Origin of the sequence: Acinetobacter sp. ANC 4558, from assembly GCF_002135375.1 — a bacterium.
In the GTDB taxonomy this organism is placed as follows: Bacteria; Pseudomonadota; Gammaproteobacteria; order Pseudomonadales; family Moraxellaceae; genus Acinetobacter.
In genome coordinates this window covers 15,026-28,672 of the sequence record NZ_NEGH01000022.1, presented here as the reverse complement: position 1 = coordinate 28,672, position 13,647 = coordinate 15,026, and the positions used below count along the sequence as shown (strand labels likewise).

Sequence of the window (13,647 nt, the reverse complement as noted above, 5' to 3'; positions counted from 1 at the left end):
CATTACTCACCCGTCCGCCGCTAGGTGATGTAGCAAGCTACATCTCCCCGCTCGACTTGCATGTGTTAAGCCTGCCGCCAGCGTTCAATCTGAGCCATGATCAAACTCTTCAGTTAAAATCATTTTGTACTTTAATAAAAGTACTAAATCTGGCTCATCAATTACTGACAAAAAATTCTCAAATAAACTTCGAGTAATTCTTACCAATTATCAATGAAATATTTTCGATCGATCAATCAGTAAAAATCCACACAAGTTGTTCTTCATATTCTCTTAATGATCTCTCTAATACCTCGTCAGTACTAGATGATGGACTTCAATAAACTCAACAACTTAGCACTGCGTGCTTCGTTCGTTTCCGTCTATCTCGTCGGTATGGGGTGCATTCTAGACTATTTCAAAATCATTGCAACCCCTTTTTTTATGATTATCTTCTAGGTGTTTTATTTTTCATCAAAAACGTTAAAAAAAGCTTATTTTTAACTATTTTTTAGACATATTTACGATAATTATTTTTCAAACCTATTTATATTTGTTGATATTAAAAAATCTATAGTGATATTTTGATATTGTTTTTGGATATTTATTAGACACTTCAACTATAGAAAATAAACTGGTAATACAATTTCTAGAATTTACTTCCTCTATCTAGTAAATACTTAAGTTTTTTAATGTTTGATGGGGAGTTATTTGTATTAAATATTGATATCAATATAACTGTGAATATTTAGTTTTTAGTTCATCAACCTTATTATGTTTTGTCTAATGCTATTTATGTTCTTATAAAAACTTAAACAACTTCATATTACATATAAAAAAAGAAAGAGATCTCTCCCAAAATCTCCTTCTATTAATTGAATCTCTTATAGATTCATCCTCGTTATAATTATTGTTATTTTAAAATCATAAAACTTAATTATTTATAAAATATTACTTTCTGAATATATACAGTTGTATTTTCAGATATTCCCAAGCTTAATGTACCTATCTTTATAAAATCAAGACTTTTTGGTAAATTTAAGTTTATTTTTTATAAGGTTTTTTTAAATCTACTCTCTAAAATAATATATATAGGTTCTATAAATTAAAAGCAGACCTAAGTCTGCTTCTATTTATCTTTACTCAATTTTCAACGTTCACCAAAGCATCAATCTACAAATATCACTTTTGCAATCGCTTTTTTACTTGCCTGAACAATCAGAGTGATATTCTCTTTGACAGAAAATGAAGCATCTACAGTTTCCCAATCTACTTTTACAGCACCACGGCCCACGGCGTCTTTTGCTTGAGCGGCATTCTTTGTTAAACCTGCTGCACGTAAAATAGATGTAATAAAGATTTCACCACCATATTCACCAAGTGAAATCGTAACTTCTGGTGTCCCTTCTGGTAATTCACCTTCTGTGATTAAATTACCTGCACCTTTATGTGCATTCTCAGCGGCGTCACTACCATGAAAACGTTCAACCAACTCAAGTGCAAGAATTTTCTTCACTTCTTGTGGATTTCGACCTTCTGCAATTTCTTTTAATAATTGCTGAATTTCAGCAATTGATTTAAAACTTAATAAATCAAAGTAGCGTTCAATCAATGTATCAGGCATGGAAAGTACTTTTTGATACATTGTTCCAGGTGCATCAAATACACCAATATAATTCCCTAAAGATTTAGACATTTTATTAACGCCATCTAAACCTTCAAGAATTGGTACGGTAATACACACTTGCGATTCTTGGTTATAACGCCCTTGTAATGTACGCCCCATCAGCAAGTTAAAAGTTTGGTCAGTTCCACCAAGTTCTACATCTGCTTCTAGTGCAATAGAGTCATAGCCCTGTACCAATGGATATAAAAACTCATGAATTGCAATCGGTTGTTGGTTGTTATAACGCTTCGTAAAATCGTCACGTTCCAGCATACGAGCAACTGTTTGCTGTGATGCTAATTGAATTAAATCTGCCGCTGTTTTAGATGCAAACCATTCAGAGTTAAATCTCACTTTGGTCTTATTCGGATCAAGAATTTTGAACACTTGCTCTTGATATGTTTTTGCATTTTCAAGAACTTGCTCACGAGACAAAGGAGGGCGAGTCGCACTTTTACCTGTTGGATCACCAATCATGGCCGTGTAGTCGCCTATTAAGAAGGTAACCTCGTGTCCTAAATCTTGAAAAACCTTTAGTTTATTAATTAAAACCGTATGCCCCAAATGTAAATCTGGTGCAGTCGGATCAAAACCCGCCTTGATTTTAAGAGGGCGATTTGCTTTTAATTTCTTCAGTAAATCTTCCTCAGAAATAATTTCATGAGTGCCTCTTTGAATCAGAGCAAGTTGTTCTTCAGCAGGAAGGAAATTTGACATCACAGAATCCAAATACATCAGTTATCCAATTTGTGCGATATACTACCATTTTTTCAGCACATTGCAGGCTTAAGAATAATCATGACAGCAATCTATATTGGCGTAATGACTGGCACAAGTATGGATGGTGTTGATATTGTTGCTGCATCATTTGAACCATTGCAGCTTCACGCTACATTATCATTAGAGTTTGACCCTGATTTAAGAAATGAACTCATGGCACTCACATTACCCAATGACAATGAAATTGATCGCATGGGAAAAGCAGATGTTGCTTTAGCTAAAATGATTGGTCATGGCATAAATAAGCTCATAAAAGAAAATAATTTAGATAAAAAAGCAATCAAAGTAATTGGCTCTCATGGACAAACCATTCGCCACCGTCCTGAATATGAGTTTACTTTACAAATTGGTGATCCTAATATCATTACAGAACTCACGCAAATTCCAGTCATTTCAGATTTTCGCCGCCGAGATATGGCAGCAAAAGGTCAAGGTGCACCATTAGTTCCTGCTTTTCATCAAGCGATTTTTCAACATGAAAATATCCATCGTGTCATTCTAAATTTAGGTGGCATAGCCAATGTCAGCTTATTACCTGCAGGTCAACCCGAGCGCGTTTTTGGTTTTGATACGGGACCTGCCAATATATTAATGGATGCTTGGTGCCATCGATATACAGGACAACCGTATGATGAAAATGGCAATTGGTCAGCCTATGGTACGCCTATTCGCCATTTATTAGATCGCTTACAAGCGCATGAATTTTTTTCAAAAGAACCACCGAAAAGCACTGGTCGTGAAGATTTCAATATTGAGTGGTTAGATGAACAAATTGCCGACTGGCGAAATGATATTGTTTATGATGAACTTGAAGATACTCCCGAAAATGTTCAAGCAACTTTATTAAAACTCACCACACGAGCAATTAAAAAAGCCATATATCGCTCAGGTATGAACACAGGAGAAGTTTATGTTTGCGGTGGAGGTGCTTATAATTCACACTTACTTGAACAGTTACGCTGGCGCTTACGTAAACATGAATGGACTGTACAGACCACAGCAGATTTAGGTCTTAGCCCAACTTGGGTTGAAGCAACAGCATTTGCATGGTTAGCAATGCGTTTTACAGCACAACAAAGTGGTAACTTACCTGCAGTCACAGGTGCCGAGGGTTATCGAATTTTGGGAACGATAACGGCAGTTTAACCCTTTAACAATTGATTCTAAAAAAGCTCTCAAACTACTGAGGGCTTTTTATTTTTCATCCGTTATTTATAGTTTAAGCAATCACATCACTTAAACCCGTATCTCGTTTAAACATCACTTCGACATAACTACAAACAGGAATAATTTTTAAATTATTTTCACGTGCAAAATCAACCAAAGTATCGAGTAATTGACGTGCAACCCCCCGCCCTTTAAGTGAATCATCTACCCATGTATGATCTGCAATAATCGTCGACTCACTTTTCCATTGATAAGTAATTTCTGCAAGCTTTTTTTGATGTTCATCAATATAAAAAACACCACCTTTTTCATATACTTTATGTTGTATCTGCATCATTGATCCATGGACATTATTTTGAATTAATATAGCTTGATTTATCAGGTTTTACTTAAAAAATAATCAATAAAATTTTGCATTATTTGCCCTTTTTGATACCGATAACTAATTTCACATCATAAAGTCCAAATGAAGCTAAAACAAAAATATTTATCGCTAGAAAAATATGAACAATATAGAATATCGGCTCATAAACGATTACGCCATATAACGATAGATCAATGTCATCTACATTTCCTAAAAATGCTCAAAATACCCATACACAGTGGGTAGGTGTTATCACATTGGCATTTGCCGCATTTATTTTTAACACCACTGAATTTATTCCCATCGCACTGCTCAGTGATATTGGACAAAGTTTTGCAATGCCCGTCACGCAAGTTGGTACCATGATCACTATTTATGCCTGGGTTGTAGCATTAATTTCATTACCAATTATGCTTTTAACCAAAAATATCGAACGGCGATTTCTACTGATTAGTTTATTTATGGTGTTTATTTTAAGCCATGTGCTCTCTTATTTTGCATGGAGCTTTTCTATTTTACTACTCAGTCGCATTGGTATCGCCATAGCACATGCATTATTTTGGTCAATTACGGCATCACTCGTTGTGCGTATTGCCCCTCAAGGAAAAGAATTTCAAGCTTTAGGGTTACTTTCAACAGGTACAGTCTTGGCAATGGTACTGGGTATCCCTTTTGGTCGAATGATTGGTGACGAATATGGTTGGAGAAATTCATTCGGTTTAATTGCTATTTGTGCCAGTATTGTCTGTCTTATTTTATCTAAAACATTGCCACGCCTACCGAGTGTCAATACGGGTTCATTAAGCAGTTTAAAAATATTGGCAAAAAGACCGAGCTTAATGTTTGTTTTTGCCTTAGTTATCATCGTCATTAGTGCGCAATTTACTGCTTATAGCTATATTGAACCTTTTGCCTTAAATGTTGCACATTTTGATTCAGCACAAATTACTTCTCTATTATTAATTTATGGTGGCGCTGGCTTTATTGGTTCTTACCTCTTTGGAAAATTTGCGAGAAAACTCAATAAAACGCTCATTCCTTTAATGACTAGTTGTCTAGCCATTTCAATGCTTGCTCTGCTTCTGGCAGCTTCTAGTTTTGTCAACTTGAGCATACTCAGTGTATTTTGGGGGGTTGCCATTATTGGCTTTAGTTTGGCACTACAAGCTAAAACGCTGAGTTTAGCCGCTGATGCAACTGACGTTGCTATGGCCATTTTTTCTGGTTTATATAATGTTGGTATCGGCGGTGGTGCACTTATTGGCGGATTCGTGACCTTACATTTTGGGCTCAATTATATTGGCATTGTTGGCGGAGTTATTGCTACATTGGGGACAGTATTAGCGCTCTACTTAGTTAATCGAGCAGATTTCTCCAAAGTAAATGTTTAAGATCACCTGTTGAATAAATTTGCACATCAAAATAAAATCTGTCATGCTTGGTTATAAGATTTGGATTCGTCCAAAACAGAATTTGAACAAGGGGAGTAGCCTCCTCCAAACGTGAAACGATATGAGCTTCATAAAAATTTCACGTGTCAGACTATCGTCATTACACTTTGCAAAAAGTCGGTATCTGAGCATCTTTATCATTTTAAGATGTAGGCAAGACCTTGATCATGTTGTTATTGATATTAATATCATTGAACAACTGATCAAGGTTTTTTTTATGATCAGTTGTTCGATGTGGAGAAACACACATGGAAACAATTGGTACTTTAGGGCTGTACTTGGCTTTCTTCAGTATTGTCGCAATTATGCTAATTATTGACTTTCTTGGTTTTAAACAAAAACAAGGTCAAGACGTTAAAATTAAAACAGCTGCTTTTTGGAGTATTGCTTGGGTTTCTGTCGCTGCATTATTTGGTGGCGGATTATGGCTTTATTTACAACAAACAGTAGGTATAACCTTAGCTAATACCAAGGTTATGGAGTATTTTGCTGGATATTTGTTAGAAAAATCATTAGCAATTGATAATGTCTTTGTTTGGTTGATGATTTTTGCAGCTTTTGCTATTCCACCTGCATTACAACGCCAATTACTTCTATATGGTGTACTCGGTGCTATTGTTTTAAGAACTATCTTTATTTTTATTGGTGCTTGGTTTGTTCAAGAATTTTCTTGGATTCTTTACATTTTTGGTGCTTTTCTGGTTTATACAGGGTTTAAATTTCTCAAAGGACAAGATGAAGATCCGAATATTGAAGAAATGCCTATCTTAAAATTCTTACGTAAACATATGCGTATTACGCCAACGATGCATGAAAACAAGTTTTTTGTTCACCAAAATGGTGTGTTATGGGCAACTCCTCTCTTTTTAGTCTTAATTTTAGTTGAAGCATCTGATGTTATTTTTGCAGTCGATTCTATTCCTGCAATATTTGCCGTAACCAGCGATCCTTTTATTGTCCTAACTGCAAATTTAATGGCAATTCTAGGTTTACGTGCGATGTTTTTCTTATTGTCGGGTGCAGCAGCTAAAATGCATTATTTACCCTATGGTCTAGGATTAATCTTATTATTCATAGGATTTAAAATGTTAATGCTTGATGTATTCCATATGCCAATTTGGATTTCACTCAGTTTTATTATTCTTGTATTGGCTATTACAGCATGGATGTCGATTCAACATAGTAAAAGGCAACATGAAACAACGCTATAAAATCAAATCATCATTTAAAAGCCTTCCTTTATTTGGAGGGCTTTAATTTCTGCATTACTAATTTTGGCCATTTTTCTAAAAATCTCTTTTGCTGTAGACGTTTCATAAACGTTTCTTGCTGAACGAAGGTAGAGTTCCAGCGAAGTTTTAATTCAAATAAATCATCTAAACCAAAAGGTGCAATATATTCTATTTCATCGCAATCATTTAAACGAACAGCAATAGCCGTTGCAGTTTCAGGCCACAACGATAATGCGTGCTTTATAGATGTAAGCGGAGGAATCGATTCACCCTGCTCTGTTGTATACCATTCATGTACCAAAGCTTGATTTGTAATATCCCATTCAATACATGGAAAAATTTTCCTTAATTGGGTTTCAATCGCTTGACCATATGCTCCATCATCATGTGAATCATAGAAAATAACATCAATTTCTGTGCCATCTAAAATATATTCTTGATCATGTAACGATGCCCATACTAAATTTCGGATACACCCTGCCGCAATAAAAGCTTGTGGTTCTATTTCTCTGAGTAACATCAAAATTTTTTTGATGATTTCATGCGCTAATATGATGTTCTGTAATTGCAGCGAATAGGATTGTTTTTGCCCAATCCATTGTATCTCTGTTTGGTTTTGTTTCATTATCTTCATGATTTACCAAGATCTGTTCATCATCATAAGATTGATCATGTAGAGGAATATTATTTTTCTTGCACATTTTCATCATACTCATCATTATAAAAATACTTTTCACATTTTTATTCAAATAAGAATTAGGTTATCAGGTACAATCAACTGAAAAAAGTAAACCTATAGGTCTTTAATGTCCACTCAAATTATAACAACAGCGATTCGTGGTCGCTTTCTAGATATTCAAAATACAGTGAGCCAAGCAAGTGAAATTCAAAATCAAATCAGATATATAGAAGATGGCTTACTCATTACTGAAAATGGAAAAATCCAATGGTTTGGTGCTTGGGAAGATGGACAACCTTTTCTTTCTTCAGAAATTCAAGTGGATCATTATCCTCATCAATTAATTGTTCCTGGTTTTATTGATACGCATATTCATTTCCCTCAAACAGAAATGGTTGGCGCTTATGGAGAGCAACTTTTAGAGTGGTTAAATACCTATACCTTTCCAACAGAGCTCCAATTTAAAGACAAAAACTATGCAGATAAAATTGCACAATTCTTTATTCAAGAGCTGCTTAAAAATGGTACAACAACTGCACTCGTTTTCTGCACAGTACATCCAAGTTCTGTAGATGCATTATTTGAGGCTGCCGAGCAATTTCAAATGCGATTAATTGCAGGAAAAGTCCTGATGGATCGTCATGCACCAGAGGAACTTTGTGATACTGCTGAAACTGCATATGCTGACTCCAAGGAATTAATTGAAAAATGGCATAATAAAGGTCGTAATTTATATGCAATTACTCCACGTTTTGCACCAACATCTACGCCTCAACAATTAGAAAAAGCTCAACAACTTAAAATAGAATATCCTGATGTTTATGTGCATACTCATTTAAGTGAAAATAAAGATGAAATTGCATGGGTTAAAACATTATTTCCAAAACAAAACAGTTATTTAGATGTTTACCATCATTATGAGCTAACAGGATCAAAATCTATTTTTGCACACTGCGTTCATTTAGAAGATGAAGAGTGGGATTGTATGCACCAAACGGGTTCAGCAATTGCATTTTGTCCAACCTCTAATCTATTTCTAGGCAGTGGTTTATTTCCACTTAAGAAAACCTGGGAGAAACAAGTCAAAGTTGGTTTAGGTACAGATATTGGTGCAGGAACCTCTTTTTGCCACTTACAAACCATTAATGAAGCCTACAAGGTGCAACAACTTCAGGGAAACAAACTTTCAGCCATAGAGTCTCTTTATCATGCAACATTAGGTGGTGCAAAAGCTTTAAGCTTAGAGGATAAATTAGGAAATTTTAAAATCGGAAAAGAAGCAGATTTTATTGTATTAGATATACATGCAACGGATTTACAACGCTTACGCCAACAACGTAGTAAAACTATTGAAGATGCCTTATTTGCTTTAATGACTATGGGTGATGATCGCAACATTGATGCAACTTATATTTATGGGCAAAAAGTGTATACAAAAAATGCCTAAAATTTTTAAAATACATCATTATTAAGCCGTATTCCTGATTACGAAATACGCTAAAAATGAAAGGATATTTCCTCATCAAAAATGGAATATCCTCTTCAATTGGCAAAAATGATGCATCTCTGCCTAAGATGTATTAAAATTACCATATATTATTTGGGGTATTGCAGGTCAATGCCTCTTTTTATTTATATTTTATTACTCTTTAGGTATCTACCCATGACCGTTCAAATGAGCGTAATGATTTCTACTGAAGAAATTCAAGCGAAAGTGAAAGAGCTTGGTGCAAAAATCAATGCACACTACGCAAACAGTGATAAAGAGCTGGTACTTATTGGCTTACTTCGTGGTTCTGTTATTTTTATGGCTGATTTATGCCGAGCAATTGAAAAACCACATGAACTCGACTTCATGACTGTTTCAAGTTATGGAGACGGTACTGTATCTACACGTGATGTCAAAATCTTAAAGGATTTAGATGGAGAAATTCACGGTAAAGATGTACTTGTTGTAGAAGATATTATTGATTCTGGCAATACACTGAGTAAAGTATTAGAAATACTTCAAACACGCCGACCTCATTCAATAGAGTTATGTACACTGGTTAGTAAACCTTCTCGTCGTGAAATTGACTTAGAAGTAAAATTTTTAGGTTTTGAAGTTGAAGATAAATTTATTGTCGGCTATGGCTTAGACTATAATCAAAAGTATCGCCACATTCCGTTTATTGGCGAAATTGGTCTTTAAGATATAAATCAAATAGGAAGTGGCTCAAGCCACTTTTTATTGGCTTGTGATCAAGGTATTTTATCTACAAAACAACTACAACTTTTAGCGTTTCCTATATTTTTCATCTATTTGAATTGACTATGATATAAATAAGAACACGTGAATAAGTAGAGATACAAGGAGATGGCTTATGTGGTCACTTATTGTCGCCATTTTTGTTGGTTTTATTGCTGGCTTAATTGCTCGCGCATTAAAGCCTGGTAATAATAAAGCAGGCTTTATTGTTACAACAGCATTAGGAATAGGTGGTTCATTGGTTGCCACTTATGGAGGACGTGCTTTAGGTTTCTACGGTGAAAATGCAACCGCAGGATTTATTGCGTCTGTTCTCGGTGCGATTATTATTTTGTACTTATATAATTTAATTTCAAAAAATTAGCATCCACCTTATTTTAATGATTACAAAATATAAAAAAAAACCGAGTTAACAATTTAACTCGGTTTTTTATGAGATAAAAATTTTATTCTACGATTAGAATTTTATATTTCTCTTATGCATCAATATCTGCATTTAAGGCATTTTCTTCAATAAATGCTCGACGGGGTTCAACATCATCACCCATCAAACAAGAGAACATACGATCTGCCTCAATCGCATCATCGATGGTAACCTGAAGCATATTACGATTTTCAGGATCCATGGTCGTTTCCCAAAGTTGCTCTGCATTCATCTCACCTAATCCCTTATAACGCTGAATCATCATACCACGACGAGAATCTGACAAAATATGTTGCCAAACTTGATGGAAGGTCGAAACATTAATCTTACGCTCACCTTTTTGCAGATATGCACCATCTTCAAGTAAGGTGAACCAACTTTTCGCATTTTTCAACAAACGTACATATTCATTAGAACCTAATAATCCAGCATCTAATAGATAGCTGTGCGGTAAATTATGCACATAAATGGTGATACGAGGTAAATATGATTCAATGCGCTGACCATCTGAAGTTTCCTTTTCAAATGTTTCAATCGTCAATTCTGGACGTAAACTTGGTTGGAATTTTTCAACTGCTACACGCACTTGTTCTGACCATTGTTCAACATATGCTAAATCAGTATTCTGATCTAATTTAAAGGCTTCAACTGAAATTAAAGCGTCTAATAAGCTAGCTGGATAACGTAGCGTTAATCGCTGTAAACTTTTTTGCGAAGTTTGATAGTCTGCAATTACATTGGCTAAAGCATCACCACGAATAGCAGGTGCTTCCGCACTAATATGTAATTCAAGCTCATCAATCGCATTTGAAATTAAATAAGTTTCCAGTGCTTCGTCATCTTTAATATACTGCTCTTGTTTGCCTTTCTTTAACTTATATAATGGCGGCTGTGCAATATAAATATAACCGCGCTCCACAAGCTCTGGCATTTGACGGAAGAAAAATGTCAACAAAAGTGTACGAATATGTGAACCATCGACGTCAGCATCGGTCATGATAATAATTTTATGATACCGTAACTTATCTGGATTATATTCTTCACGACCAATACCACAGCCGAGTGCTGTAATTAATGTTCCCACTTCTTGAGAGGAAATCATTTTATCAAAACGAGCCCGCTCAACGTTTAGAATCTTACCTTTCAATGGCAAAATTGCCTGCATCTTACGGTTACGCCCTTGCTTTGCAGAACCGCCTGCAGAATCACCCTCGACCAAGTATAATTCAGATAAAGCTGGGTCTTTCTCTTGGCAATCTGCAAGTTTTCCAGGTAGACCTGCGATATCTAAAGCACTTTTACGACGTGTCATTTCACGTGCTTTACGTGCAGCATCACGTGCACGTGCAGCGTCAATAATTTTACCAGCAATAGATTTAGCAGCTTGAGGATTTTCTAATAAATATTCAGAAAATGATTTATTCATTGCTTGTTCAACAGCAGACTTCACCTCGCTAGAGACTAATTTTTCTTTGGTCTGCGAAGAAAATTTTGGATCGGGCACTTTCACCGAAACAATTGCGGTTAAACCTTCACGTGCATCATCACCTGAAACAACGACTTTCTCCTTCTTCAGGATATTTTCGCTTTCCATATAACTATTTAAACCACGGGTTAACGCCGCACGGAATCCAGCTAAATGCGTACCACCATCTTTTTGTGGAATATTATTGGTAAAACAACGGACATTTTCTTGATAGGTATCATTCCATTGCAAAGCAACTTCTACACCAATACCATTATCCGCTTGAGTGGTAAAATGAAAAATTTCATTTAAATGGGTTTTACCTTGGTTGATATATTTAACAAACTCAGATAAGCCCCCTTTATAATCAAAAATATGTTCTAAATTTACACGCTCATCACGAAGTACAATACGTACGCCTGCATTTAAGAATGAAAGCTCTCGTAAACGACGTGCTAAAATATCAACATTAAAAATTGTTTGACTAAATGTTTCAGTGCTTGGCCAAAAACGTACAATTGTTCCTGTAGTTTCAGTTTCACCCACCACTTTTAATGGGTATTGCGAATTACCATGACGATATTCTTGTTGATGAACGTGTCCTGCACGTTTAATCGTTAGTTCTAATTTACTTGATAAAGCATTAACAACAGAAACACCAACGCCGTGTAAACCACCAGAAACTTTATAGCTATTATCATCGAATTTACCACCTGCGTGTAAGATGGTTAAAATGACTTCCGCTGCTGATACCCCTTCTTCTGGATGGATATCTGTCGGAATGCCACGTCCATTATCTGAAACACTCACAGATTCATCTTCATGAATCGTAACTAAAATTTCATCACAATGACCCGCTAATGCCTCATCGATTGCATTATCCACAACCTCAAAGACCATATGGTGCAAACCTGTACCATCATCTGTATCACCAATATACATGCCTGGACGTTTACGAACAGCATCTAGGCCTCGTAATACTTTGATACTAGAGGAATCATAAGCCTTTTCAATAGTTTGTTCTGTTTGAGATACAGCTTGATCTTCTGAACTCATGGTTTCTCCCTAGTTAAAAATAAGTTTATCCCACAGTCGTTAATTACTGTGGAATAACTCGAATTTGACCTTGTTCAACATTGAATAATTGATAAGAAATTGATAAATCATGTAAGTGATTTTTTACTGAATCATATTCTAAAGTGGTAATAAAAACCTGACTACCAAGTTGGCTTAATCGCTCAATTAAACGTTGTTGTGCGGTTAAATCTAATTCTGCTGTAAGATCATCTAATAATACCACAGTTTCCTTATTACAAGAATGTAGCATTGCAATCTGTGATAGCTTTAATGCCATTATTAGTAATTTCTTCTGTCCTCGAGAAAGAATGGCATCTGCCTCACCTAGCGTAGTTTTTAATCGTATATCTGCACGATGTGGACCATATTCGGTATAGCCTCTTTCTAAGTCTTTTGAGTGATAATTTGTCAAATCATTCAACAAACCTGTTTCATCATGAAAGCCTGGCTGATATTCCATTTGAATATCTAATTGAGGCAATAATCTTTTCAAATCAGCTTGAAAAAAAGGAGTCCATTTTTCAATGACCATCGACCGAAGTGAATGAAGAATTTCCCCATAATCACTTAACATTTTGTTCCATGGCTCTAAATCAGAGAGAGATAAGTAACGATTAGATTTTAATAAACTATTTCGTTGTTTTAATGTTCGAGCATAAAATTGCCATGTAGCATAAAACTCTGGTTCCACGTGAAACATTAACCAATCTAACATTTGTCGTCTTGGTTTTGCACCATAATCAATAATATCTGTACTTTGTGGTTCTAGATGTTGTAGTGGTAAAATTTTAGCAAGTTGTCCTTGTGTCGCAACTGAATCCCCATTGACTTTGATCAACTGCTCTCCAGAAAGATATTTTTGCATTCCAATTTTTTCAGTCTCAGATTGAGCAAAAACAATTGCATCTTGTGTATGATGCTGAATATAGTTTTTAGGAAGATGTGTTCGAAATGAGCGCCCCGTAGCTAAAAGATGAACCGCTTCTAATACCGATGTTTTACCAGAACCATTGGAACCATAAAAAACATTAAACGGCTGCAATCCATGGAGAGCAACCGCTTTTAAATTGCGAACACGTTCTATATTTAAACGCGTAATTAACATAACTTAATCT

At 35.4% G+C, this 13,647-nt stretch carries 11 protein-coding genes and 1 rRNA gene; 6 read left to right on the top strand and 6 right to left on the bottom strand.

The genetic code is table 11. The features are described from left to right. Positions 1-116: ribosomal RNA gene (locus B9T31_RS17140) — 16S ribosomal RNA — on the bottom strand; the annotation flags it as partial. 1,031 nt (positions 117-1,147) lie between these two features. Then, entirely contained in the window at positions 1,148-2,380 is a 1,233-nt protein-coding gene (tyrS, locus tag B9T31_RS17135; RefSeq protein ID WP_171264797.1) for a tyrosine--tRNA ligase, read from the bottom strand. Positions 2,381-2,443: 63 nt separating this feature from the next. Here tyrS and B9T31_RS17130 point away from each other — a divergent pair, with 63 nt between their 5' ends. Then, positions 2,444-3,571, top strand: coding sequence for an anhydro-N-acetylmuramic acid kinase (locus B9T31_RS17130; RefSeq protein ID WP_086183142.1), 1,128 nt, complete (start codon positions 2,444-2,446; stop codon positions 3,569-3,571). A 73-nt stretch (positions 3,572-3,644) separates the two neighbouring features. Here the strand turns inward: B9T31_RS17130 and B9T31_RS17125 are convergent, their stop codons facing one another. Then, the gene (locus B9T31_RS17125) at positions 3,645-3,926 is read right to left on the bottom strand and encodes a GNAT family N-acetyltransferase (RefSeq protein ID WP_086183141.1); all 282 of its coding nucleotides are present in this window, start codon (positions 3,924-3,926) and stop codon (positions 3,645-3,647) included. A 224-nt stretch (positions 3,927-4,150) separates the two neighbouring features. Here B9T31_RS17125 and B9T31_RS17120 point away from each other — a divergent pair, with 224 nt between their 5' ends. Together B9T31_RS17120 and B9T31_RS17115 are read left to right on the top strand one after the other, a co-directional pair. Next, positions 4,151-5,347, top strand: a complete 1,197-nt coding sequence (locus B9T31_RS17120; RefSeq protein WP_086183140.1) for a sugar transporter — start codon at positions 4,151-4,153, stop codon at positions 5,345-5,347. A 308-nt stretch (positions 5,348-5,655) separates the two neighbouring features. Then, complete coding sequence (locus B9T31_RS17115; RefSeq protein ID WP_086183139.1) at positions 5,656-6,618, top strand: TerC family protein; 963 nt, start codon at positions 5,656-5,658, stop codon at positions 6,616-6,618. Between the two features lie 28 nt (positions 6,619-6,646). Here the strand turns inward: B9T31_RS17115 and B9T31_RS17110 are convergent, their stop codons facing one another. Further along, positions 6,647-7,264: a nucleotidyltransferase family protein gene (locus B9T31_RS17110; RefSeq protein WP_086183138.1), complete on the bottom strand. Its 618-nt coding sequence runs from the start codon at positions 7,262-7,264 to the stop codon at positions 6,647-6,649. A 181-nt stretch (positions 7,265-7,445) separates the two neighbouring features. On the opposite strand from B9T31_RS17110, the gene guaD reads away from it, so the two are divergent. The 3 genes from guaD to B9T31_RS17095 all read left to right on the top strand — a co-directional run bounded on the left by guaD (position 7,446) and on the right by B9T31_RS17095 (position 9,930). After that, positions 7,446-8,765 (top strand): guanine deaminase, encoded by a 1,320-nt coding sequence (guaD, locus tag B9T31_RS17105; RefSeq protein WP_086183137.1) that lies wholly within the window; start codon positions 7,446-7,448, stop codon positions 8,763-8,765. A 216-nt stretch (positions 8,766-8,981) separates the two neighbouring features. Beyond that, positions 8,982-9,509 (top strand): hypoxanthine phosphoribosyltransferase, encoded by a 528-nt coding sequence (gene hpt, locus B9T31_RS17100; RefSeq protein ID WP_086183136.1) that lies wholly within the window; start codon positions 8,982-8,984, stop codon positions 9,507-9,509. A 172-nt stretch (positions 9,510-9,681) separates the two neighbouring features. Then, positions 9,682-9,930: a GlsB/YeaQ/YmgE family stress response membrane protein gene (locus B9T31_RS17095; RefSeq protein ID WP_086183135.1), complete on the top strand. Its 249-nt coding sequence runs from the start codon at positions 9,682-9,684 to the stop codon at positions 9,928-9,930. A gap of 112 nt (positions 9,931-10,042) precedes the next feature. Here B9T31_RS17095 and gyrB read toward each other — a convergent pair whose 3' ends face one another. Together gyrB and recF are read right to left on the bottom strand one after the other, a co-directional pair. Beyond that, a complete protein-coding gene (gene gyrB, locus B9T31_RS17090) occupies positions 10,043-12,511 on the bottom strand; it encodes a DNA topoisomerase (ATP-hydrolyzing) subunit B (protein ID WP_086183134.1) in 2,469 nt (822 codons plus the stop codon). 43 nt (positions 12,512-12,554) lie between these two features. Further along, on the bottom strand, positions 12,555-13,637 hold the full coding sequence (gene recF, locus B9T31_RS17085) for a DNA replication/repair protein RecF (RefSeq protein ID WP_086183133.1): 1,083 nt from the start codon (positions 13,635-13,637) through the stop codon (positions 12,555-12,557). Positions 13,638-13,647: the final 10 nt, after the last annotated feature.